Origin of the sequence: Parabacteroides sp. AM17-47 (assembly GCF_003434625.1) — a bacterium.
Taxonomy (GTDB): domain Bacteria; phylum Bacteroidota; class Bacteroidia; order Bacteroidales; family Tannerellaceae; genus Parabacteroides; species Parabacteroides distasonis.
On record NZ_QTLI01000005.1, the window covers coordinates 115,410 to 140,767 of the forward strand.

Annotated in this window: 16 protein-coding genes; 8 read left to right on the plus strand and 8 right to left on the minus strand. The window is 45.5% G+C overall.

The window, feature by feature from the left end:
• Positions 1–22 precede the first annotated feature (22 nt).
• The 7 genes from DW205_RS05135 to DW205_RS05165 all read left to right on the plus strand — a co-directional run bounded on the left by DW205_RS05135 (position 23) and on the right by DW205_RS05165 (position 10,257).
• The gene (locus DW205_RS05135; protein WP_005867390.1) at positions 23–1,618 is read left to right on the plus strand and encodes a RagB/SusD family nutrient uptake outer membrane protein; all 1,596 of its coding nucleotides are present in this window, start codon (positions 23–25) and stop codon (positions 1,616–1,618) included.
• Between the two features lie 181 nt (positions 1,619–1,799).
• Positions 1,800–4,136, plus strand: a complete 2,337-nt coding sequence (locus DW205_RS05140) for a GH92 family glycosyl hydrolase (RefSeq protein ID WP_008777747.1) — start codon at positions 1,800–1,802, stop codon at positions 4,134–4,136.
• A 31-nt stretch (positions 4,137–4,167) separates the two neighbouring features.
• On the plus strand, positions 4,168–4,965 hold the full coding sequence (locus DW205_RS05145; protein ID WP_005867385.1) for a basic secretory family protein: 798 nt from the start codon (positions 4,168–4,170) through the stop codon (positions 4,963–4,965).
• A 238-nt stretch (positions 4,966–5,203) separates the two neighbouring features.
• Positions 5,204–6,190, plus strand: coding sequence for a GSCFA domain-containing protein (locus DW205_RS05150; RefSeq protein ID WP_005867383.1), 987 nt, complete (start codon positions 5,204–5,206; stop codon positions 6,188–6,190).
• A gap of 4 nt (positions 6,191–6,194) precedes the next feature.
• Positions 6,195–8,660, plus strand: coding sequence for a bifunctional UDP-N-acetylmuramoyl-tripeptide:D-alanyl-D-alanine ligase/alanine racemase (locus tag DW205_RS05155; protein WP_005867380.1), 2,466 nt, complete (start codon positions 6,195–6,197; stop codon positions 8,658–8,660).
• Between the two features lie 135 nt (positions 8,661–8,795).
• Positions 8,796–9,653, plus strand: coding sequence for an enoyl-ACP reductase (locus DW205_RS05160; protein WP_005859732.1), 858 nt, complete (start codon positions 8,796–8,798; stop codon positions 9,651–9,653).
• A 1-nt stretch (position 9,654) separates the two neighbouring features.
• A complete protein-coding gene (locus DW205_RS05165) occupies positions 9,655–10,257 on the plus strand; it encodes an L-threonylcarbamoyladenylate synthase (RefSeq protein ID WP_005867379.1) in 603 nt (200 codons plus the stop codon).
• On the opposite strand, the gene DW205_RS05170 is transcribed toward DW205_RS05165, so the two are convergent.
• The 3 genes from DW205_RS05170 to DW205_RS05180 form a co-directional block, all read right to left on the minus strand.
• Positions 10,236–12,869: a glycoside hydrolase family 2 TIM barrel-domain containing protein gene (locus DW205_RS05170; RefSeq protein WP_005867378.1), complete on the minus strand. Its 2,634-nt coding sequence runs from the start codon at positions 12,867–12,869 to the stop codon at positions 10,236–10,238. The two genes, DW205_RS05165 and DW205_RS05170, sit on opposite strands and share 22 nt — an antisense overlap.
• A gap of 113 nt (positions 12,870–12,982) precedes the next feature.
• Entirely contained in the window at positions 12,983–14,635 is a 1,653-nt protein-coding gene (locus DW205_RS05175) for a SusD/RagB family nutrient-binding outer membrane lipoprotein (RefSeq protein WP_005867377.1), read from the minus strand.
• 18 nt (positions 14,636–14,653) lie between these two features.
• A complete protein-coding gene (locus DW205_RS05180; RefSeq protein WP_005867376.1) occupies positions 14,654–17,689 on the minus strand; it encodes a SusC/RagA family TonB-linked outer membrane protein in 3,036 nt (1,011 codons plus the stop codon).
• Positions 17,690–18,311: 622 nt separating this feature from the next.
• Here DW205_RS05180 and dgt point away from each other — a divergent pair.
• Entirely contained in the window at positions 18,312–19,637 is a 1,326-nt protein-coding gene (dgt, locus tag DW205_RS05185; RefSeq protein ID WP_005867374.1) for a dGTP triphosphohydrolase, read from the plus strand.
• Positions 19,638–19,652: 15 nt separating this feature from the next.
• Here the strand turns inward: dgt and rsgA are convergent, their stop codons facing one another.
• The 5 genes from rsgA to DW205_RS05210 form a co-directional block, all read right to left on the minus strand.
• Positions 19,653–20,585 carry a ribosome small subunit-dependent GTPase A gene (gene rsgA / locus DW205_RS05190; protein ID WP_005867373.1) on the minus strand — a complete coding sequence of 311 codons (933 nt, stop codon included), beginning with the start codon at positions 20,583–20,585 and terminating at the stop codon, positions 19,653–19,655.
• A 95-nt stretch (positions 20,586–20,680) separates the two neighbouring features.
• Positions 20,681–21,244: a ribosome recycling factor gene (frr, locus tag DW205_RS05195; RefSeq protein WP_005859749.1), complete on the minus strand. Its 564-nt coding sequence runs from the start codon at positions 21,242–21,244 to the stop codon at positions 20,681–20,683.
• Positions 21,245–21,371: 127 nt separating this feature from the next.
• Positions 21,372–22,538, minus strand: coding sequence for an MFS transporter (locus tag DW205_RS05200; RefSeq protein ID WP_005867370.1), 1,167 nt, complete (start codon positions 22,536–22,538; stop codon positions 21,372–21,374).
• A 3-nt stretch (positions 22,539–22,541) separates the two neighbouring features.
• On the minus strand, positions 22,542–23,414 hold the full coding sequence (locus DW205_RS05205) for a carbohydrate kinase (protein ID WP_005867368.1): 873 nt from the start codon (positions 23,412–23,414) through the stop codon (positions 22,542–22,544).
• Positions 23,415–23,432: 18 nt separating this feature from the next.
• Positions 23,433–25,241: a DUF4980 domain-containing protein gene (locus tag DW205_RS05210; RefSeq protein ID WP_005867366.1), complete on the minus strand. Its 1,809-nt coding sequence runs from the start codon at positions 25,239–25,241 to the stop codon at positions 23,433–23,435.
• Positions 25,242–25,358: the final 117 nt, after the last annotated feature.

Here is a 25,358-nt window from a genome sequence, read left to right on the forward strand (position 1 = left end):
ACAATAGATTTAAGACAATACAATGAAAGCTTTAAAAAATATATGCGCAATTTCATTATTGCTGGGAGCTACCGCATTTACCTCTTGTACGGACCTGACAGAGGAAATACATAGCTCGGTAATCGCTGAAAATTACTACAACAATGCAGGCGAGGTAATGGCCGCCATGATGCGTCCATGGGGGCACTTCTGTGGAACCATGCAAGTAGCCCAATCGCCTTGGTCATGTAACGAGTTATCTTCCGACGGTGCCGCATGGCCTCAAAAAGGTCGCCACGGCTATGACAATGGAGACTGGATTCGCCTACACCGCCATCAATGGATTCCTACGGATGGTCAAGTAGTGGATGCTTGGAAAAAATTATTTGAAGGTATCGGATATGCTAACAACTTCCTTACAGATACAGAGAATATAGATTTTGAAGCACTCCAAGTTCCAATGTCTAAAGCACAAGCACAAGCGGAGATGCGTGTATATCGCGCTTACTGTTATTGGTATGTGATGGATATGTTCGGTACGGCTCCAATTTGCGAGAAAATCGGTGAAATCAATCCTTCCTCCAAATCTCGCGCAGAGTTATTCGCTTGGATCGAAAAAGAGTTAAACGAGAGTATTCCTTCTTTGTCAGAGAGTAAAACAGAGACCTACGGACGTGTATCCAAATGGGGGGCTTACGCATTACTGGCTCGTCTCTATTTGAATGCGGAAATTTATACTGGACAAGCACGCTGGGATGATTGTATCGCAGCTTGCGATGAATTAGCTAAGGGAGGTTTCGCATTGGATAAGAAGTGGAACGACACTTTCCGTGCGGATAACGACAAGCGATCTACCGAGATCATCTGGTCAATCGTGTATGATGAAGTATATGCCAAAGGAATGGGCTGGTATCAACGTTGGTTGCATTACGCACACCAAACTGGCTGGGATTTGCAATCCGGGCCTTGGAACGGTCTGGTGACACAACCTACCTTCTATGACTCATTTGCTGATAACGACTTGAGAAAGGTGGAAGGCTTCTTGATCGGTAAGCAATATCCTCGCAAAGTGGATGAAAACGGTAATTACTACTACGACACGACCGCAGAGCCTTTGAAAGGTTCAGAGGAGTACAATGGGCAGGATTTGGTATTCGTAAACTACATTAAGTCCATGACCGAGGGCGAAGAAAACAGCGGCGCTCGCTCTATCAAGTATGAGATCCAACCGGGTACTACCGGCGATATGAACAACGACTGGGTGATGTTCCGTTATTCCGAGGTTATCTATAACAAAGCGGAGGCCTTGATGCGTAAGAACGGGGGCAAAGCAACGCAAGAAGTGGTAGATATGATCAACAGCGTTCGTCAACGTTCTTTCAAGGCAGAGGATTGGGAGAAAGCGAAATATACGACCGCTACTCTGACCATGGATGAGTTCTTGGCCGAAAAAGGTAGAGAGTTTGCTTTCGAAGGAATCCGCCGTACAGACTTGGTTCGTTTCAACAAGTTCGTAACCACTTCTTGGTGGGACAAGACTGCATCCAACGAACCAAAGCGTAATATCTTCCCTATTCCGCAAAGACAATTGGATGCTAACGCAAACTTATCTCCGAACGAGGCTAACTCATTGTTCTAAATATCAACTAAGTATAGTAGAAATCCATTATTAACAAATTAGCACTTGACAATGATAGAGGACTACTATACTTATTGATCTGAAAATATAAAAGGTTACCTTTGTCACTATCAAAGGTTATCCTTGGAACTATCAAAGGTGGCCTTTTATGTTTCATCCTTTTCTAACTAATTGATACGACATGATAAATCTCAAGAAATCGATGTGTTGCCTTTTTCTGGCAGCCAGCTCAACAGTAGCGATCGCACAGACCAATGTAGTTGATCTTGTAAACCCGATCATCGGGACAAATGGAATGGGACATACATTCCCGGGCGCTTGCGTACCCTTCGGACTCGTGCAACTCAGTCCGGATACGGATACCATACCGCACAACGTAGACGGTAAATACCAGCCACGTTCCTACGAGTATTGCGCCGGCTACCAACATAAGGATAGCAGCATCGTAGGTTTCAGCCACACCCACTTCAGCGGTACCGGCCACTCCGACCTAGGAGACATCTTGATTATGCCTACCACCGGAACGTTGAAGCTAAATCCCGGTACAGCCACGAATCCCGATGGCGGTTACCGTTCCCGCTTCTCGCATGACACCGAGATATCCCGTCCCGGATACTATGAGGTGATGCTCGCCGATTATGGCGTAAAGGCGCAACTAACCACTACCCAACGGGCCGGCATCCACAAATACACATACCCTACGAACAGTGAGAACCAACGCATTATCCTTGATATGATTCACGGGATCTATAACTATGACGGCAAAGTTCTTTGGACCAATATTCGTGTAGAGAACGATACGCTGGTAACCGGCTATCGTATTACAAACGGTTGGGCACGTACCAACTATACTTATTTCGCCATGTCTTTCTCCAAACCGATCACGCATTACGGATGCGAAGAGAAAGCGAAAGTTGATTATCGGGGCGGTTATGCCAAGTTCAATATGAAAGAGAACTTCCCGGATATCGGAGGACGTAAGATCGTCGCTTATTTTGATTTCGATCCGAAAATGTCTGATGAGTTGGAAGTGAAAGTCGCCCTTTCCGGAGTCAGCACCGAGGGAGCCTTAAAAAATCTACGTGCCGAGGCTTCCGGTGCAGACTTCGACCAATTAGCCGCCAAAGCCTCCGATACTTGGAATAAGGCGCTCTCCGTCATCGACGCGAAAGGAAGCGATGACCAATTGGCTATGCTTTACACCTCCTTGTATCACACGATGATCAATCCTTGCGTATACACTGACGTTGACGGTCAATACCGCGGACTCGACCATAATATCCATCAAGCGGACGGATTCACGAACTATACCGTATTCTCCGTATGGGATACGTATCGTGCCCTACATCCCCTGTTCAATATCATCAACCGACAAGTTAACACGGATATCGCCAAATCCATGTTGAAACATTGCGAGCAAAGCGTTCATCATGCCTTGCCGATCTGGAGCCATATGGCAAACGAGAACTGGTGCATGATCGGTTATCATTCCGTCTCTGTCTTGGCGGACGCTATCGCCAAAGGATTACCGATTGATAAAGACGCCGCGTTAAAAGCGATGATCAGCAGTTCTACGATTCCGTATTATGAGGGAACCAAAGAGTTTATGGAATTAGGTTATGTTCCTTTAGATCGCAACGGTAGCGCAGGCTCCTTGACTTTGGAGTATGCTTATGATGATTGGACAATCTATAATACAGCTTTATTAGCGGGAAACCGATCCGTGGCCGATACCTATAAAAAACGTGCGTCCAATTACGCGAATGTATTCGATACCTCGATCGGATATGCTCGTCCCCGTTATACGAATGGTAAATTCAAAGAGGACTTCAGTTTGTTAAGCACGCACGGTGAAGGGTTTATCGAGGGAAATGCCTTGAATTATTCCTTCTATGTCCCTCAAGATGTCAATGGTATGATTCAGTTGATGGGAGGCGAGCAAGCATTCATCACTAAAATGGATTCCTTATTCACGATGCATCTTCCCGATGAGTTCTTTGCCGAGACCGAAGACGTAACCAAAGAAGGATTACTAGGAGGTTATGTACACGGCAACGAACCCAGCCATCACATCCCATTCTTATACACATGGACCAGCCAGCCTTGGAAAACCCAATACTGGCAACGTGAGATCATGAATAAGATGTATCGCAACAATATCGACGGCCTTTGCGGTAACGACGACTGCGGCCAGATGTCCGCTTGGTATATCCTTTCCGCCATGGGATTCTATCCGGTTTGCCCGGGTACGGATCAATACGTATTAGGCGCTCCTTACCTTCCCTATATGAAGGTCCGCTTGGAGAATGGCAAGACTTTCGAGGTAAAAGCCGATAAAGTCAGCGACAAGAACCGTTATGTAAAAGCGGTAAAGCTAAACGGGAAACCTTATACCAAAGGATACATCACGCAGGATGACATCATGAACGGTGGAACGCTCACTTTCGAGATGACTTCCAGCCCGAACAAAAAGCGATTGTTCAACGGAGAGGATCGTCCTTATTCACTGACGGATTAACCTATTTTATCAGAAAAAACAGACAAGACTCATGAAGTATAAACAATTAATCAGCGGTGCTTTCCTGCTGTGGACTTGCATCGCTTGCTCCGGCAAAAAGGAACAGGCGGCTACGGTAGCGGAAGCCACCTCAAGTCCTTGGGATAATTATTACATCGGAAAGATCGATTTCAAGAATCTTTCCCCCGAGGCTAAGGGCTCGGCGATCTATGCCGCCGTTATCCCTGATCCGGAAGCTTATATTACCAAGCACGCCCGCAAGGTCGTAGAGACACTTTATTTCACTCCGGAAGATAGTATCCCGGGCATCGAGGAGATCCACTATACATTAAAGGAATACGACGGGGTATCCGCGAAAGACGGAGCGCCCCCTTCCATCAGTATCGTATACAGCACGAAATGGATCGAGAAAAGTTTTGCCAATAACGACACCGCGAAAGTGGATTACGAGACCCGTGGCGTATTATACCATGAGCTGACGCATGGTTTCCAATTGGAGCCTCAAGGCATAGGTAGCTATGGGACTAATAAGACTTTCTGGGCCATGATAGAAGGTGTGGCGGATGCCGTAAGATACTTAAACGGCGGTTTTACCTTGGAAGATCGTCCCAAAGGCGGCCATTATATGGATGGTTACCGCACGACAGGCTTCTTCCTCGCATGGCTTACGCAAACCAAGAGCCCGGATTTCCTGCGGAAGTTCAACCGAAGCACATTAGAGGTTATTCCTTGGTCGTTCGATGGTGGCGTGAAATATGCGCTCGGCAATGATTACGACATAGACTCCTTATGGAAAGAATATATGGCAACGATGGGAGATGAAGCGTAGCCCCGGCAAAGGCTACGACCAACGGCGGTAACACTCAACAAGTTACCGCCGTTCTTTTATAGTATCACTCCCGACCTTCCGCCAATAGGCATTATAAGGTCGCAACAATGCCCATCGTAAGCTCCTTATACTGCCCATCCTAACAACCTTACAATGGGCATTGTTACATTATTCCCCTAAAACACCTTCCTTATTTGCATTTCCGTAAACATATATCTACTTTTGCGAAAAAGTAAATATGGAACTTTATACCCGAATCCTGTTGCCGAAAGCACGATTCTCTTTCTCGTATGAGGACCGGGTCGTGATGATGGGCTCCTGCTTCGCCGAGAATATCGGGCGGAAACTGGAAGAGAATAAATTCTCCGTAGATATAAACCCATTCGGTACTCTGTATAACCCGGCTTCCGTAGCGGAAGGATTGCGGATGCTGCTACGCCCGGAGTATTTCACTCCCGGCGATTTATTCCAGCATGAGGGCATATACCATAGTTTTACCCATCATAGCCGTTTCTCCGCTCCCTCGGAAGAAGAATGCCTAGGCCATATAAACAGCCGCTTATCCGAATCCTCCGATTTCCTGCGAAAAGCGACCCGGTTGGTAATCACGTTGGGAACCGCTTTCGTCTACCGCCTCAAGAGCGACGGGCGAATCGTGTCGAATTGCCATAAGCTACCGGAAAAGATGTTCGATCGGCAACGATTATCCACGCAAGAGATCGTCGAGGACTGGAAACCTCTGTTACTAGCCCTTTGGGAACAAAACCCCGCCTTGAAAATCTTATTTACCGTAAGTCCAATCCGCCACTGGAAAGACGGGGCGCACGAGAACCAACTCAGCAAAGCCACCCTATTGCTAGCCACGGACGCCTTACAGAAAGATTATCCCGACCGAATCGCCTACTTCCCCGCTTATGAGATCCTTATGGACGAGCTCCGGGATTATCGTTTCTATGCGGACGATATGCTCCATCCCTCCCCATTGGCCATTGATTATATTTGGCAACGTTTTATCGAAAATTTCTTATCCACAGACACTTCGGCAATCCTTAAAGAATGGGGTGATATTCAAAAAGCTATTAACCATAAGCCTTTTCAACCGGATAGCGAGGCCTATAAGCGGTTTATCCTTCAAACTTTGTTAAAGATGGAACGAATTAGCGAGAAAATTCCTTCCTTTGATATCAGAAAAGAGATCGAAATAGTAAAGTCTAAACTAAAATAAAAGAATGGAATACGCAATTAAAGAAATAGCAAGAGTTATCGGTGCTAAAACAAACCAATTGCTTGACGATACGGTCAGTTTGTTGTTGACAGATAGCCGTCGTCTCTCCTTCCCGGAACAAAGCCTCTTCTTCGCCTTGAAAACCAAGACGAACGACGGACATAGATATATACAGGAACTCTATAAACTTCGTGTTCGCAACTTCGTGGTAAGCGATATGCTACCGGAGTTCGAGAGCATGAAGGACGCGAACTTCCTGATCGTAAAAGATACGTTACGAGCTTTACAAAAGCTGGCGACTCACCACAGGAAGCAATTCAACATCCCCGTGATCGGCATCACCGGTAGCAACGGAAAGACGATCGTAAAGGAATTCCTCTATCAACTGCTGCATAACGAGTTCAACATCGTACGTTCGCCCCGGAGCTACAACTCCCAGTTGGGGGTTCCTCTCTCGGTATGGCAGATGAGCGAGAAAAATACACTGGGCATCTTCGAGGCCGGTATCTCACAACCGGACGAGATGGAACGCCTGCAACCCATTATCGCCCCCACGATCGGTATCATCACGAATATCGGGGAGGCTCATCAAGAGAATTTCCTCTCCTCCAATCAGAAATGTATGGAGAAGCTGACGCTTTTCAATGATTGCGAAGCCATTATTTATGATGGGGATGATTTATTTATCGCCAATTGTATCGAATCGGCTTGCCTTTCCCATAAAGCGATCGCGTGGAGCCGTACGGACTCCGAGGCTCCTTTGTTTATCGAGTCTATCGATAAGAAAGAGTTTGAGACGATCATTCACTGTACTTTACTGGGCTTCAACCGGGTCGTTACCATTCCGTTCACGGACGACGCTTCTATCGAGAACGTGATCCATTGTATGGCGGTTATGCTTTACCTAAAACCCACCAGCGTAAACGACGTAACGAAATTCTTACATCTTGAGCCGGTGGCTATGCGATTGGACGTAAAGCAAGGTATCAACAATTGCCTGTTGATAAATGATACCTATAACTCGGATATCAACTCCTTGGATATCGCACTCGATTTCCAACAAAGCCGCCGGGTAGGCAAGCAATTAAAGAGCACTTTAATCCTCTCCGATATCCTTCAATCGGGCACCTTGCCGAAATCTCTATATAAGAAGGTCGCCGATTTGGTTCGCCGTAAGAAGATAGATCGTATCGTCGGTATCGGCCGCGACTTAAAGGAATATGCTTCCGTCTTCGAGATCGAGAAGGAGTTTTACACGACCACCGAGGAATTTATCAAGTCTCCTTCCTTCAAGAAATTCAAGGATGAGTTGATCTTGATTAAAGGTTCCCGCCATTTCCATTTCGAGCAGATCTCCGAGTTGTTGGAGAAAAAGGTGCATGAGACGATCCTAGAGGTAAATCTGGACGCGATCGTACACAACTTCAATCAGTATCGTTCCAAGCTAAAGCCGGAGACTAAGATGGTTTGTATGGTAAAAGCTTTCGGTTATGGAGCCGGCTCTTACGAGTTGGCGAAGACCCTTCAAGAACATCGTTGCGACTATCTGGCCGTGGCGGTAGCCGACGAGGGAGCCGAATTGCGTAAAGAAGGTATCTCGATCCCTATTATCGTCATGAATCCGGAGTTCAGCAGTTTCAATGTCTTGTTCGAGAACCATCTGGAACCGGAAGTCTATAGCTTCCGCCTATTGGATGCCATGATCCGGGAGACCGAGCGCAGAGGCATCACCTCTTACCCTATCCATATCAAGATCGATACCGGCATGCATCGCCTAGGGTTTCAACCGGAGGATGTCCCGGCGATCTGTGAACGCTTGAGAGCGCAATCCGGGGTTATCGCCCGTTCGGTCTTCTCTCATTTAGCCGGAAGCGACTCGTACGTCTTCGATGATTTTACCCATCAACAATTGGATAAATTCACCAAAGCCGCAGGGGAATTAGAAAACGGGTTAGAGTATAAGGTAATCAAACATATCCTAAACTCCGCAGGAATCGAGCGTTTCGCCGCTTATCAAATGGATATGGTACGTTTAGGTATCGGTTTATATGGAGTAAGCGCATCCGGACAAAAAGGCTTACGGAACGTCAGCACCTTGAAGACGACGATCCTGCAAATACAAAACGTACCCGCAGGGGATTCGATCGGTTATAGCCGTATGAGTTATGTGAAACGTGATTCCCGGATCGCTATCATCCCGATCGGATACGCCGACGGATTGGATCGCCACTTCAGCAACGGAGGCGGGGAGGTCTTGATCAATGGACAACGCTGCCCGATTATCGGCAACATCTGCATGGACGCTTGCATGATCGACGTCACCGACATCCATGCGCAAGAAGGCGACGCCGTAATTATTTTCGGCGACGAACTACCGGTGAGCGAACTTTCGGATAAACTGAAAACAATCCCTTATGAGATATTAACCTCTATCTCGCCTCGGGTAAAGAGGGTTTATTTCCGGGAATAAGAAGTAACCGCCAACAAAGAATGACTCTACCTTGTTTTAATATCAAGGCACATATTCAAATGTCAGGCTATGATATTCATTTGCGTATGTTGCACATTTTGTGTATGTTTGTGCCGTAATTAATAAACAAGAGGTATGAGTCATAATTTATTGAAAGGCAAGAGAGGCATTATCTTCGGCGCGCTGAATGATATGTCTATCGCCTGGAAAGTGGCAGAAAGAGCCGTAGAGGAAGGTGCGACTATCACGTTAAGCAATACGCCTATCGCTGTTCGTATGGGTCAGGTAGATGCTTTGGCGGAGAAGTTGAACGCGCAGGTAATCCCGGCGGACGCAACCAGCGTAGAGGATCTGGAGACCGTATTCGCGAAGTCAGTGGAAATATTAGGTGGTAAAATAGATTTCGTTTTACATTCTATCGGTATGAGCCCGAACGTACGCAAGAAACGTACGTACGATGATCTGGACTATGGAATGCTGGAAAAGACGTTGGATATCTCCGCTATCTCTTTCCACAAGATGCTACAGGTAGCCAAGAAACAAGACGCTATCGCCGAGAATGGTTCCGTAGTGGCATTAAGTTATGTGGCCGCCCAGCGCACGTTCTTCGGATACAACGATATGGCGGACGCTAAGAGCCTGCTGGAATCTATCGCCCGTAGTTTCGGTTACATCTATGGCCGCGAGAAAGGCGTACGTGTGAACACGATCTCCCAATCCCCGACAATGACAACCGCAGGTAGTGGCGTGAAGGGAATGGAACACTTGATGGACTTTTCTAACAAAATGAGTCCACTGGGTAACGCCAACGCCGACGAGTGCGCGGACTATTGCGTAATGATGTTCTCCGACTTTACCCGCAAGGTAACGATGCAGAACCTATACCACGATGGTGGTTTCTCAAGCATGGGTATGAGCCTCCGGGCCATGAACCAATATAGTAAAGGATTAGAGGAATATACAGACGAGAACGGACACATTATCTACGGCTAATATGTTAGTGAGAATCTATCCGGAGAATCCGAATCAAAAAGAAATAGACAAGGTCGTCAAAGTCCTGCAGGACGGCGGCCTTGTCGTTTATCCTACCGACACGGTTTACGCGATCGGTTGCGATGCGTTAAACGTGCGTGCGGTAGAGAAAATATGTCAGATGAAAGGAGTTAATCCACAGAAAAGCAACCTGTCTATCATCTGCTACGACCTGTCTAATCTTAGTGAATACGCCAAGGTAAGCAACGCCGCTTTCAAACTGATGAAGAAACATCTGCCCGGTCCTTTCACCTTTATCTTACCCACCAGCAGCGAGCTTCCAAAGATTTACAAGAACCGGAAAGAAGTCGGAATCCGTGTACCGGACAATAACATTACCCGTACATTGGTACAATCCTTGGGAAATCCAATCCTAACCATGTCCATCCGTGACGAGGATGAGGTGATCGAATATACGACAGATCCGGAATTGATACACGAGAAATACGAGCATCAAGTGGATATCGTAATCGACGGCGGTTTCGGAGGATTGGAAGCCTCTACGGTTATAGATTGCACGACGGATAATTTCGAGATCGTACGTCAAGGCAAAGGAGAATTGTAGCTATCCACCACGATTTGTATTCGCTCTTCCGGCAGATTAGCGGGAAACTCCAAGCTTATTTCTTGTTGGTCACCCGGCATTAGCGTAATATAGTTATCCGAATAATGTACCGGTAGGATTCGTTTGCCTGTCTCCCTATCAAAAACCTTGATACGGTTGAAGAACGAGATCTGCGAATCAGCGCTCAAACGGACTGTACCTACGAAATTTGAGCCTTCCTTCTTGATATCGGTCTTGATATCCGGTCTTGACTTCGGAAGTTGAGATAAGCTGGTGTAGTCTTTCGGCTCGGTTGTCAGCCAATAAATATTGGGGACGTCCGCATTCAAAGCCAGCCGTAAGAAATAAGCGCCTTGAATCCCTTCCGGAACGGGGATATCCAATAATTCCTGTACCGTATTCGCCTTGGAGTTCGCTCTCGTCTCTTTCTCCCAAAGCAGTTTGCCTTCCAGATTATAAATACGGGCTATAATCGATAAATCCGTATAATCTTTCAGGGTCGTATTCAACAATCCCGCCTTACGAGTTACCGGGTTATAATAGGCATGTAAGGGTTCACAGCCTTTCCGGGTTCCGTACAAGGAAGCATTTACATCGAGAGACCAATCATACATTTGCCCCCGCAAGGATGTCCATGGATTCTGGGTTTTCCAGATCAAGATACCCGTATACCAATCCCACATATGAGAGGCCCAGCCTTCCATAAAACTACGATATTGGTCATAGTTCACGACTTGGGCATACTTACAATAGGTCTCGATATCCTTCACCTCCCCATATCGCTCCAGATGATCGCCATAGCCCAGATCCTTATGATACCGCCACGTATAATTACGAGTAAAACCTTTCCTTGGGAAACCGGCCAAATCCTGTTCCGTCATCATCTCCCGCATACTCTCGACCTCCGGGGAACCAACCGATCCGGCTTCCGGATTAAACGGATGCGAACGGAAGCTAAAGAACCATTCCGGCTCTTGTATACCGTAAGGACCATCCCCATTATCCCCCAAATAATTCCGGGTAAACAACGTATCTGTAGAGAAACTCACGAAAAGACGCTCCGGATCTAGCTGGGGGAAAACCTCCTTTCTCAAACATTGATCGATATCTTTCGCTAAAGGCCATTCATTCGCCCCACACCAGAAACAAAGACTCGGATGGTTACGGATCATTTTCACTTGATCTTCCACGGAGGCGATAAATAAATCATGATTATCGGGATATTCCCAACGACGTTCTCGGGAATCCATCTTAGTCGGATCCTCCCAAGCGCCATTGCAATCACCACTGCCCCACAGATCTTGAAAGACTAAGATACCGAACTCATCACAGGCGTTATAGAATTCCGGCCGTTCCACCAACGCACCTCCCCATACACGGATCATACGCAGATTCATTTCCGCATGGAAACGTACCTCATCCCGATAACGTTCCGGAGAAAGACGAAGCAGCCAATCGGAATTAATATAGTTACCACCCGTGACGTATATTTTCTGTCCGTTCACGAAGAAACGGCGTCCCCCGTTATCCGGACATTTATCGGAAGTAATCTCCCGGATACCGTAACGCAGCCGTTCCCTGTCACTCACTTGATTCCCGATCTCAAAAGAGAGGTTCATATCATATAAAGGCTGCTCACCGATACCGTTAGGCCACCATAAACGAGGATTCTTTACCGCTAAAGGATTCAAGGATACCGTTTTCTTCTCGAATGGCGATAAAGTAATCGGCTGGGTTAAGCGGGTTCCGTTCGTCTCACAAACCAATAGCCCCTTTAAGGAAGTGCTCCCGGTATTCTCTAGCTCGACAGAGGTATTCACAAAAGCCTCCCTTTGAGTTTTCGTTTCCGGATCACGTACGCCGGGTACCTTGGTCACGACATAAGGAGAAGAGAGGCATACCGGCCCGGTTGTCGTAATAGAGACCTCATCCCAAATACCCGTATTCCGGTCACGTACCGGTTGTATCCAGTCCCAACCCGGCGTATATTGCATCGTATTATTCCGGGCGATCTGCCCATCGCCACCTTGTCCGCCATTCGGATTTCCGGCATGTGTAGGTGGATAAACCAATACCGCTAATACATTGGGGGCATCCGTACGAAGATAAGGGGTTATATTAAAAGTCTTCCTCAAGAACATGCCCTCATGGGTATTTCGATTGATCCGCTTACCATTTAAAAAGATTTCCGCCTTATAATTAATACCCCGGAAATTTAACCAGACATTACGTCCCTCTGGTAAATTATTGATAGTAAACTGACGAGTAAACCAATAAGTATAGAAATCATTGCCGACCTCATGTATATCGGGTATCAGATTGTTATTCAAGCCGAACTCGGGAGCCGGATACATATGGTTCTCCAAAAGTGTAGTCAATACCGTGCCTGGCACACGGGCCGGAAACCATCCTGTTTTATCCAAAGGCGCCGCGCTCAACCGGTTTCCATCCATTTTCACTTCATTCGCTTTCCGGGCATACCAATCTGAGTGAATCAAGGTTTTCTCTCCCGGCTCCGGGATCACCAACAACGCTTGCTCCTCTGCTGATACAGGCTTTAACCAGCAAGCCAGACAAAGCCAACAAAATAAATAAATACGTCTGTTCATCATATAATCTTAGATTTATCCTTCTAAAGTACTACAAAATTTAGAAGGGCCTCTTCGCAAACTCGAAGAAGCCCTTTCATTACATATTATTTAACAATAAAACCTATTAATGCCGATTAGAAATTACCTGCACCAGCTTTATCCCACCATACATGAGTACCACCTTTATCACCGGAGATCGAACCCGTATTCTCTTGGTTCAGCAGCTCGATACCTTTTTGATATTCCACGGTATTCGTATTATCCTCATTATCGGAATACAATAAACGACGAACCTGTTCATTCGTATCAATATCCCCATTACTCTTATTCACGCGGTTCGGGAATAATTTCGGATAACCTGTACGACGAAATTCCGCCCAAGCCTCGCAAGACAACGGGAAGTTCGCAATCCATTTCTGTGTGATGATACGTTGTAATTTCTTCTCATTAGTCGCGCTCTCATCCCACTTAACCGTAATATCATTCTGAGCCTTGATGCTGTTTTGACCATTAACCGGGTCGACGAAGTCCTTTTGTGTTGTCGTGCCACTGATATAGGCATCGATCTCTGTTTCTGAAATTGAACTTACTCCGGCCAGACTTCCCTTATAAGCCAACTGATTCTTAATAGAAACACGGATACCTTGCTCATACAGTTCCTTCGCCGTACCTCCCATGTTACTCCAACCACGCAACGCACCTTCCGCACGCAAGAAATAACCTTCGGCTGCCATCATTACCGGTAAAGCTGTTGTATAAGAACAAACGATCTTCGAGAAGTTACCCCATTGATTCGGTTTAGCAGGCAAGTCACAGCCGCCACGAATACCTAAATATTGAGTACCGGATACAATCGTCTTCCCATCCTCACATTCAACATCAGCTTGGTTCTTCGTCATATACAGCGGTAAGCGAGGATCTTGGAATCCTTCCAGTATCGTAGTTAAGTTAGCGTTCATGCCACTATCTCCCCATTCGAACATACGAGTTTGCTCATTACTCAAACTCTTATTGATCAATACATCCTGCTTTAAGATAGCGCCCTTGGCAGCCTCTTCAGCTTTTTGTTTAGCTAAAGTCGGGTCGGCCTTCACGATACGCAAGGCTGCACGTAGCTTTAATTGATTGGCTACTTGAATCCACATATCCAAATCGCCATTACACCAATAGTCGAATGACTGTCTCTCCTCCAATGTGGATTTCGGACTCTGGAAATCTTGAAGCGCTTTATCTAACAATTCGAAAATGGAGTTATAAATGCTCTGCTGTGTATCATAAGAGAACGAAGCACCATTTGTCGGATCTTCGATACAAGACGTATAAGCGACCGGACCGTAAACATCCGTCAACATCTGGATCGCATAAGCCTGAACAACACGCATCATTCCCGCATAGTCTGTCAATCCTTGTTCGTCACAAGAGGCGATCAAACGACGTGTATTATTGAAAATGTGTAAATAAACATTCTCGTACATACCTCCACAAAAACTACGATTCAACGCATAATCCACGTTACCGGAACCATTGAAATTATGTGGTGTCATGAAATAACCGCTAAACAAGTCTACGTTCAAACTAAAGCAGTACTGGAACAAGTTCTGTTGCGGAGCATATACATAAGACAGCGGTTCTTTAAACTGCGCAGAGAAAGGAAGAGTGTTCGGGTCTACCTCATACTGATCGGTATTCAATGTCTCAAAATCGTCTGTACAGCTCACGGTTGTTAATCCTGTGCTAAAAGCTAAAGCTGATACAGCCGCATATTTTAGAATTCTATTTAGTTTCATAAGTAATACCTGTAAGATTTAGAAATTAAGTTTTAAGTTCAAACCAAAGCTACGGGTTGTCGGCAACGCAAACATATCGATACCCTGCCAGCCATTACCCGTTCCAGCAGCTACATCCGGATCCATCGGAGCATCCTTATAGAAGAAGAACAAGTTACGTCCAATGATAGAAGCGGTCAAGTTTTTACCTGCGCCAAACAAGTTGCGGAAGGTATAACCAAATGATAACTCACGCAAACGAACATTAGTTGCGTCATATACGTACTGGGAAGTCAAGATATTAGAGTTGTAGCTTGTACCACCGGTAGTTGAATAATACAATTGCGGATCAAATTGTACTCCATCGACCTCTACAAAACCTGCGTCACGAGCCAAACCAGAACGTTCGGAAACGCCCCAACCATCCATGGTAGCCTCAGTCATCGACAAGACCTTACCGCCAACCTTCGCATCGATTAAGAAAGACAACGTGAAATCTTTATAGTGGAAGGTATTTGTCCAACCCATGTTCACTTTCGCATTCATATCGCCCGCATAAACAAGATCTTTATTATCGGATCCAGCTAATACAGGGGCACCGGTATCAGAGACAATAGGCTTTCCGTTATCATCACGTTGTAAGTCGCGAACATAAAGGTCTCCGAAATGCCCACCTTCTTTCAAGAGCACTTTGGCACCTGTACAATAACTTGTTAGGTTCCACTCGGAAAGCTCGTCGGCCAACTCTATAATCTTGTTATTATTGTAAGAGAAGTTAAAGTTCGTGCTCCAGCTGAAATTATCCGTAAATTGATTATACCAACCTAGACTAACCTCGAAACCTTGGTTTTGTACGTTACCAGCATTAATATAACGGCTCTTCAAACCAGTTTCCCATGGAGCGGAGATGTCAAAATATTGATTTTTGGTATTTGTCTTATAATAGGTCAAATTTACGTTGAAACGATTCTGGAAGAATGTACCATCAAAGCCGACTTCCAACGAATTTGTCTTTTCTGGTTTCAACGTACGGAAAGATGATTTTTCCGGCGGATTCAACGCTCCTTGATCTCCTAATGTATAACGCTCGTTGGTCACACCGATAGGCACATCGTTACCTACAATAGAATAAGAAGCACGTAACTTGAATAAATCCACGTTCTTGCCGAAATCAATAAATCTATCCAACAAAACACTTGCTCCAACAGACGGATAGAAGAATGAAACACCATCTGTAAACGCCAATGTTGAGGACCAGTCGTTACGGGCACTAACATCGATAAATAGACCTTCCTTATAACCAAATTGGGCAGTAGCAAACACTGAATTTAAACGTTTCTCGGCCAAAGTCTTTGTAGTCTGTAATTTATAATAGTTAGCCGGAGAGAAGATATTAGGATAGTAAGCACCACTTGTAATCACGCCCGCATCGTTAACAGAGAACTGAGAATCACCCCAACCGATCAATTCTAAAGAAGAACTTTTTGTCTTTTGGTAGCTTCCACCCGCGGTTACAGACAAAGAATAAGTATCCTCCCAAGTCTTATTATATTGGGCCAACAAATCACCATAAGTCTGCTCGCTATTCACGCGTGTGTCTTTCATCGTACCCAGCAAGTTACGGCCTGCTGTACTAGACGCATATTCATTCAAGTTCCATGTCTCATCACCACGTTCATAACGCAGGCGACCTGTAACAGAAAGACCTTCCATTATGTCATACTTGACACTACCGCCAAACTCATAGCGATTACGATAAGAAACCGGTTTTTGGCGATTCAACATCCAGTATGGATTGGAGAACTGCTCTTGAGCGGTATTTGTCCAATTGTGTACATTTATATTTCTTGTACCATCGTATACCTCATAGTTACTCTTATAATAATCCCAGTCCTCTCCTCTTGGAAACAAGTAAGCGCCCAAAGTAGGATTACCTACATAACCGGCAGTCGGCTGGTTCTCGATATGCTGATTATTATAACGAGCAGACACGTCTACATGAAGTTTTGTCCATAGGTTAAAGCCAACCTTCGCTAGCAAGTTATGGCTCATATATGTATTCTCCGGAACGATACCATTAGAAGATACATTCGCATAAGAAAAATAAGATGAGATATTATCATTACCACCAGCCAACGAGATAGAGTTGTTGGTCGTATAGCCAAGATTATAATAATCCTTCGCATAGTTTGGAGAAGAAGAAGCAAGCTTATCGCCCCAGCTAAACGTTCCTTGGTTACTTACGCCATAAGAATTCTGGAACTTCGGTAACACCATCGGAGTCTCAACCGTCGTATTGCTAGATACATTTATAGCGACTTTTCCAGACTGCGACGACTTAGTCGTAACCATAATGGCACCGTTGGCAGCGACCGCACCATACAAAGCAGCGGCGGAAGCACCTTTCAACAAGGTAATCTGAGCGATATCGTCCGGGTTGATAGTAGACATGGCATCACCACCGTCACGACCACCACCATAAGATCCATCAATCTGTGAATCCGAGACATTCATCATCATAGGAACACCATCCACAACGATCAACGGCTGATTATTACCACTAATAGATTTATTACCACGGAACAAGATCTTGGAAGAACCACCCGCACCCGTAGAGTTCGGGGTAATCTGCAAACCAGCGCTCTTTCCTTGTAAAGAGTTGATCATATTCACATTCTTAATCTCGTTCAAGTCCTTACCGCCTACCGTTTGTGCGGAATAAGTCAAAGTCTTTGATTCACGTTTGATACCCATCGCCGTTACGACAACCTCATCCAAAGCCTCTGCGTCTGAAACCATCGTAACATCGATTTTCGTACGGCCATTTACAGGCTCCTCAATCGTTTTCATACTTAAATAAGAGAATACCAAAATAGAGTTTGCGTCAGCCTCCAAGGTATATTTTCCATCAAAGTCAGTAATGGTACCGGTTGTCGTACCTTTTACTAACACGTTCACTCCTGTTAGTGGCTCATTTAGATCCTTGTCAATGACGACACCACTAATCGTTAGTTTCTGTGCATATCCTGTAACACACAGAAAAAACGCCAATAATAAGATAAATGACTTTCTCATGAAAAATCGTTTTTGATTTAAGTGATTCTACATTTGTGCTTTTTTAATTTTCATACTCTTTTTAGAGAGATCGGGCTCTCTTTTCTTTCTTTTTTAGTGCATAGGCATTTACTCTTTTTTGTTTAAAGTTATTATTATGTTCATACAGAAATCTCTTTCTATTTAAAATCAAACGGTTCTATTTTAAATAACAATAACAACGTAGTATCATTAGAACTAAGTCGTTTTTCATGTTTTGACAGACAAATATATATATAATAACTATACATACAAGTTAAAACGTAACAAAAATCAGTATGTTCCTCACTTTTTCAGGTGTTTGCGATAACACATAGTCAAATTTTCATCATCCCTCAATAAATTAAATATGTTAATTTGATTTAGTTCTAATGAAACTAACAACAAATTTCAATTAACATAATTTTTCTTCATTATCATCTTCCTCCTATAACATCCAATCACTATCTGACTATCATCTTGGAATAAAATTACAGCTCTATTTATAAGCTTCGAAAACAACTCAGTCAGGAAATTAACCATTAACTCTAATTTCTTCCACAAATATTCAATGATTTGCACAGATTATCTCTACATTTGCGATATATATATTAATGTATTGACTATGAACTGGACCCAGCTATTATCCGGCAAGCGTTTCGGGATGGAAGAGTATCACGAGCGGAAACACGAGAGAACTGATTTCCAACGTGACTATGACCGTTTGATTTTCTCATCCCCTTTTCGAAGACTACAAAACAAGACACAGGTGTTCCCCCTTCCGGGAAGTATCTTTGTACATAACCGACTTACACATAGTCTGGAAGTATCATGCGTAGGACGTTCATTGGGTAATAACGTAGCGAAAGGACTTATGCAAAAATATCCGGACGGCAGTATCAACTTCCCGGAGATAGGTTCCATCGTATCAGCCGCTTGCCTTGCCCATGATATGGGAAACCCTCCATTCGGGCATTCCGGAGAGAGAGCGATCTCCGCTTACTTCTCCGAAGGGAATGGGCGAAAACTAGAAGAGAAAGTACGGAAGGAACGGGGACGCTGGGAAGACTTCGTCCATTTTGAAGGTAACGCAAACGCCATGCGGTTGCTGACCCATCAGTTCATTGGACGCAGAAAAGGGGGATTTGCCTTAACATATAGCACATTAGCCTCTATCATCAAATATCCTTACGCATCCATCTATTCAGGAAAGAAAGGGAAATTCGGCTTTTTCCAATCGGAGGAGGGAAGCTATCTGCAAATCGCCCAAGAGCTAGGGATCGGACATAGCCCGGAAGCCCCGGACAAATTTCTTCGTTACCCGTTAGTTTACTTAGTAGAGGCGGCAGACGATATCTGCTATCAAATTATGGATATAGAAGATGCTTGCAAACTACATATCCTGACCACCGAAGAGGCCATACAACTATTATTGGGATTTTTCGAAGGAGAGCGGTTGGAGCATATCCGCAAGGTCATGCATATGGTAGACGATACCAATGAGCAAATCGCCTATCTGCGTTCTTGTATTATCGGGCTATTAGTGGATGAATGTTCCCGTGTCTTTTTAGAGAACGAGGAAAGCATCCTCAATGGTACCTACAGCACTCCGTTAATCAATAACATATGCGATCAAGCCAAACAGGCTTACGCTAATTGCTCGGCTACAGCATACAAGAAAATATATAAGGCAAAAGAAGTGCTCGACATTGAATTAGCCGGTTATCATATTTTCAGCCATCTGATCGACAGCCTGACCGAGGCCGTGATGAACCAAGAGCATGCTTACAGCAAACTGCTCTTACAACGGATACCGGAGCAATACGACACAAACGCTCCTACTACATATGGCAAGATACAATGCGTACTCGATTATATCTCCGGCATGACCGATGTATATGCGCTCGATCTATACCGTAAAATCACCGGTATGAGCCTGCCGGCCGTTTGATGTTGTAATAAAGTGTTAGAATTCTTCCCGGTACTTGCTTTCCATGCGATCATCCAAGATACTTAGATAGCTTTTATAGCGGGACTCGCTGATTAGCCCATCGTTAACGGCTTGAATGACGGCGCAGCCCGGTTCATGACGGTGCGTGCAGTTATTGAAACGGCATTCTTCCGAGTATTTAAACAACTCCCGGAAATAATGGGAGATCTCAGCGTCCGCCATCTCGATCGTTCCAAATCCTTTGATACCCGGAGTATCGATCAAATAGCCTCCCCCGGGAAGAGAAATCATCTCGGAAAAGGTGGTCGTATGCATTCCTTTGTTATGATATTCGGAGATATCACCGGTACGGAGATTCACCCCCGGCACCAGTTTATTGATAATCGTGGATTTTCCGACACCCGAATGGCCGGACAAAAGCGTAATCTTATCTTTTAGATCCGCTTTCAAGGCATCCAAACCTTCCTCGGTCCGGGCACATAGCGTCGAACAGGGATAACCAATCGAGGTATACAACTCGATTAAATTCTCCAACGCTCTTTGATCCTCATTATTATAACGATCAATCTTATTGAAAACTAATTTAACGGGGACACGATAAGCCTCGGCTGTCGCCAAGAAGCGATCGATAAATATCGTTGTTGTTATAGGATAATTCACCGTAACGATCAGCATCGCCTGATCCAAGTTCGCGGCGATAATATGCGATTGCTTCGATAAGTTAGAGGCACGACGGATGATATAATTCTTACGCTCCTCAATCTCTGTAATAAAAGCGGTTCCTTCTTTATTAATATCGATTACGACACGGTCTCCTACCGCGACCGGATTGGTACTCTTTATGTCTTTCAGACGAAAGTTCCCCTTGATCTTACTCTCTATATCTCGCCCGTCTTCCGTACGGACCGTATACCAACTACCTGTGTTTTTTATTACCAGTCCCCTCATGAGAATTGAAAATTGAGAATTGAAAATTGAGAATTGGAATAAGGACTCAATGGGGTTCCTTAATTCTCAATTCTCAAGTTTCAACTTTCAATTATTTAAACGGTCATTACTTCTTTTTCTTTAGCGGCGTAAAGCTCATCGATCTTTTTGATAAACTTATCATGGATTTTCTGAACCTCTGCCTCGGCGTCTTTCTCTACGTCCTCGGGAACCCCGTCAGACTTGATGCTTTTCTTCAAAGCCTCGATAGCGTCACGACGAGCGTTACGAACGCTGATCTTCGCATTCTCCGCCTCCTGCTTACATTGTTTCACCAATTGACGGCGACGCTCCTCAGTCAACGGAGGAATACCTAAGCGGATCACCTCACCGTTATTCTCCGGCGTGATACCTAACTCAGAATCCAGAATACCTTTCTCGATATCGCGGATGATCTTCTTCTCCCACGGAGTGATCATGATAGTCCGTGCGTCCGGAACCGTCACCGTAGCCACGTTAGTAAGAGGAACAGGCGCCCCATAATACATTACCTTCACACAATCGAGGATTTTCGGATTAGCCTTACCAGCCCGAATGTGAGACAATTGCTCGTCCAGATACTCAATGGCGAACGTCATCTTCTCTTCCCCTGCTTTGATCAATTGTTTCGTATCTATCATAAATATACGTTTTTTGTTTGCGAATCTTTTAATTAACAAAAGTAATAAAGATTTCCAACTTCGCAAACATATAATTAAAATACTCCCTAACAAAAGATTTATAGTACCATACAAAAGCTTATCGCCCTCACTGTTTACTTAACTTAGGCGTAAAGAATAGTAAGTAGGCTACGCCCACGCACAACACCAGCACCGCTCCTACTTGAGAAGCCAACATATCGGATGCCACGCCCATAAAGATCGGGAAGATCGTGCCGCCAAACAGTCCCATAATCATCAAACCGGACACCTCATTCTGCTTATTCGGCATAGAAAGTAGGGCTTGGGCGAAAATAATGGAGAAGACGTTCGAGTTTCCAAAGCCGATCAAGGCGATACAAGCATAGATGATCTCTTTCGAATGAAATAGCAGCAAACCGATCATCGCCAATAACATCAAGAAAACACTAAAGGCGAAGAATCCTTTCGGAGAGACTTTTCGCAAGATAAAAGCCCCGGAGAAGCATCCCGCCGTACGGAATATGAAATAGAGGCTCGTGGCGAAGCCTGCGTCGGCCAACGTCATGCCTAGACGTTCCATCAAGATCTTCGGGGCGGTCGTATTCGTCCCTACATCGATCCCCACATGGCACATGATACCGATAAAGCAAAGCAGGATAAAAGGCTTGCCCAGCAAAGCCAGACATTCGCCAAAGGTGGAGGGCCGCCCCTCCTCTTTGGTCTCGTGGATAGTGGTAGCTCCCAATAGCAGGATAGCGATCACGGCGATCACCATATAGACCGGAAACAAGACACGCCAACCGAGTCCCATCGACGGTATCGCTTGGGTAGCACCCCACATGGCGATATAAGGCGCCAAGAAGGAGGCGATCGCCTTCACGAACTGGCCAAACGTCAAGGAACTAGCTAGCTTATCCCCGCTTACGATATTCGATAATAACGGGTTCAAGGAAGTCTGCATCAAAGCGTTGCCGATACCCAACAGGGAGAAGGATATCAACATGACCATATATGCGTCGTCGAAGATCGGGATCATTAGCGAAAGAAACGTTACGATCAAGCTCAATAACACGGTCTTCTTCCGCCCGATACGGTTCATCAACATCCCCGTCGGGACGGAGAAGATCAAGAACCAGAAGAACACGAGCGACGGGAAGATATTCGCCTCCGAATCACTCAAGCCTAAATCCGCTTTCAGGTAATTAGAGGCGATTCCCACTAAGTCCACGAATCCCATGGCGAAGAACGCCAACATCACGGGAATCAATTTCAAGGATGAAGTCTTCTCGCTCATGGCTTATAAATCTTTAGGGTAAGCAGGCCATGCGCCACTCTGCGTACAAACATAAGCGGCTACTTTTACCGCTTTCTCATGTGCCTCACGTAAAGGTTTTCCGGTTAAGATCGATGAAATAAACGCCCCGGAGAAAGAATCGCCGGCGCCTACCGTATCTACCACCTGTACCTTCGGGGTAGGAATCGTAGAGACCTCCTCCTCGGAAAAGATCGTACTATACTCCGCCCCGGCCGTAAGTACCAAATAGCGCAAACCATATTTCTTCATGAACCAGCGACACATATCCTCTATCGTGCCTTCCAGACCAAACATCGGGCGAAGCATTTCCAATTCCTCATCATTGATCTTGAATACGTTCGCCAATTCGAGCAACGATTCGATCAATTCCTTCGAGTAGAAATGCTGGCGGATATTGATATCGAAGAAGCGCAAGGCATGACTAGGCATATAAGAAAGTAAGGTACGAAGCGTCTCACGAGATTCCGCGGCACGTTGCGCCAATGTTCCGAAGCATACGGCGTCCGCACGTTTCATCAAATCAATAGACGCTTGGGTAAGAGGGATATGATCCCATGCCACACCTTCGATGATCGTATAGGAAGGGATGCCGTTCTTTAGCTCTACCATCACGCTTCCGGTCGGATATTCCACCGTACTGATATAATTACTATCGATACCGTTCTTATCCAATTCCTGAATAATCTCGGTTCCGAACACGTCGTTGCCCACGGCACTGATCGCATAACCTTCCGCTCCTAATTGGGTAGCGTGATACACAAAATTAATCGGCGCTCCACCGGCTTTCTTCACTTCCGGGAAAACATCCCACAATAATTCACCAATGCCTACTACTACAGGTTTACTCTTTTCCATGATATATTTTGTTTTTAATTATTTGAAGGGATAAATGGTTAATGACGTAACCGTAAACGCTCCTCCCTTCGCATTGAAACTAATGCGATTATACGGCTCTTCCGGGAAGACTAGGTTGGTCATGACAAACTCTCCATTCCCGTCGAAGGCCTCTATGCTACAATTGTCTACCAACAAGCGTAAGGTATATTCCTTAGCGGCGGAGATCGGGGCCGAGGTAGCCGTGGCGAATGTCTTGCTAAAATCCGTAGCCCCGCTGTTACGGCGATCCATCGTGAACGTATTATCCAGAAGATTATAATACATCTCCACTTCCTCGCCTTTCGAGTTAAACAACTGGAAGCTCATGATATCGGCTCCGTTATTCTTAAACTTGATCTCGATCTCATAGGTTCCCGTATGATCGGAAAGTATCGGATTGACCTCATGGGAACGGTCTACCTTGAAGGAACCTTTCTTCTGGGCTTTCCCTCTCAACTTCAACACCTCGGGAGACGGGGTGCTGCTCAAGTACGTCTGCCCGTTTTTCGTATAAAGAGCCAAGTCGCGAGGAACCGAGTTCGCACTCCGGTATTGCGAGGTCGGCACGTTATTCGCATACTCCCAATTGCTCATCCAAGCCAAGGCGATCTTCCGGTCCTCCGGAGCGTTACTCCATGTTACCGTAGCGTAATGATCCTTGCCGTAATCCATCCATTTGGTCAAGGCCGGAGATTCATTCACGAACTGTTTCCCATCGAACGTACCCACGAAATATTGGGTAGCGGAGCCGCCAAACGGACCGCCGGGATTGATATTACAGATCAAGACCCACTTCTTCAATTCCGTACCCTTCACCGGAAGCTCGATCAAGTCCGGGCATTCCCAAACGCCCGCATGCGCTCCTTGTCCTTCCCCGAAACTGCTCTCATACGTCCAGTCCTTCAAATTGGGAGAAGAATAGAGTTGCATCTCCTGCCCTACGGCGAGCACCATGATCCATTTATTGGATTCCTTATGCCAGAAGACTTTCGGGTCACGGAAATCACGTTGCGTAGAAGTAAGAATCGGATTCCGGTCATATTTCTTGAACGTCCGGCCGTTGTCCAAGCTATAGGCCATACTCTGCACTTGCCGGTCGCTGGCCGAGGTATAGAAAGCCACGATAGCGCCAGCGCCAAAACCGGCGGTATTATCCTTATCCACCACACAGCTACCGCTGAAGATCGTACCCAAGGCATCCGGAGCGATCGCCACCGGTTGATGCTCCCAATGAATCAAGTCCTTGCTGATCGCATGCCCCCAGTGCATATTCCCCCACATCGAGCCATACGGATTGTATTGATAGAACAAATGATACTCACCATCCTTGTATACCATGCCGTTCGGATCATTCATCCATCCCCAAGCCGGCGAGAAATGATAAGCCGGACGGAATTTCTCCCGGTTAGACGAATCAAACTGATCGGATAGCTTCATCTCTTTCCAGCAAAGAGCCGATTCCGGGGCAAGCTGGAAGTTGAAGGAGATATGCTTATCCGCATACCCTGATAGATCTACCGGAACGAAATAATCCACCTTATTCACCGCCAAACGAACATTGAAAGTCCGTACCACATCATTATCGACAATCATATATAACTTGGATTCCGGCGAGGACTCCTCGACCGGAAGCAACAAATACTTGGCTTGCGCATCCACACGGACAATGCTTTGCCCTTCACCCAGATGCTTTATATCTATAGTACGTTCTGCCGCATATCCGGCCAACGGATCGACAGCACTTAATAAAACGACACCGACAGCCATACATAAACTCTTTAGAAGTCTCTTTGTTTGTTGTTTCATAAACGAACGGATTAAAGGATAATACAGTTTGATTCTCCGCCAAAATTAATAGGATTCTTCCGGATAGAAAAACACTTATCCCCTAAAGATGAGGAGATATGACATTTGTGATAAAGA

Bases quoted from the DNA above. Each gene is read 5' to 3' on its own strand.
- DW205_RS05165 (WP_005867379.1), top strand. From the start codon at position 9,655: ATGTTAGTGAGAATCTATCCGGAGAATCCGAATCAAAAAGAAATAGAC.
- DW205_RS05150 (WP_005867383.1), top strand. From the start codon at position 5,204: ATGGAACTTTATACCCGAATCCTGTTGCCGAAAGCACGATTCTCTTTC.
- DW205_RS05205 (WP_005867368.1), bottom strand. From the start codon at position 23,414: ATGGAAAAGAGTAAACCTGTAGTAGTAGGCATTGGTGAATTATTGTGG.
- DW205_RS05155 (WP_005867380.1), top strand. From the start codon at position 6,195: ATGGAATACGCAATTAAAGAAATAGCAAGAGTTATCGGTGCTAAAACA.
- DW205_RS05170 (WP_005867378.1), bottom strand. From the start codon at position 12,869: ATGATGAACAGACGTATTTATTTATTTTGTTGGCTTTGTCTGGCTTGC.
- DW205_RS05160 (WP_005859732.1), top strand. From the start codon at position 8,796: ATGAGTCATAATTTATTGAAAGGCAAGAGAGGCATTATCTTCGGCGCG.
- DW205_RS05145 (WP_005867385.1), top strand. From the start codon at position 4,168: ATGAAGTATAAACAATTAATCAGCGGTGCTTTCCTGCTGTGGACTTGC.
- DW205_RS05200 (WP_005867370.1), bottom strand. From the start codon at position 22,538: ATGAGCGAGAAGACTTCATCCTTGAAATTGATTCCCGTGATGTTGGCG.
- DW205_RS05175 (WP_005867377.1), bottom strand. From the start codon at position 14,635: ATGAAACTAAATAGAATTCTAAAATATGCGGCTGTATCAGCTTTAGCT.
- rsgA (WP_005867373.1), bottom strand. From the start codon at position 20,585: ATGAGGGGACTGGTAATAAAAAACACAGGTAGTTGGTATACGGTCCGT.
- DW205_RS05135 (WP_005867390.1), top strand. From the start codon at position 23: ATGAAAGCTTTAAAAAATATATGCGCAATTTCATTATTGCTGGGAGCT.
- dgt (WP_005867374.1), top strand. From the start codon at position 18,312: ATGAACTGGACCCAGCTATTATCCGGCAAGCGTTTCGGGATGGAAGAG.
- DW205_RS05210 (WP_005867366.1), bottom strand. From the start codon at position 25,241: ATGAAACAACAAACAAAGAGACTTCTAAAGAGTTTATGTATGGCTGTC.
- DW205_RS05180 (WP_005867376.1), bottom strand. From the start codon at position 17,689: ATGAGAAAGTCATTTATCTTATTATTGGCGTTTTTTCTGTGTGTTACA.
- frr (WP_005859749.1), bottom strand. From the start codon at position 21,244: ATGATAGATACGAAACAATTGATCAAAGCAGGGGAAGAGAAGATGACG.
- DW205_RS05140 (WP_008777747.1), top strand. From the start codon at position 1,800: ATGATAAATCTCAAGAAATCGATGTGTTGCCTTTTTCTGGCAGCCAGC.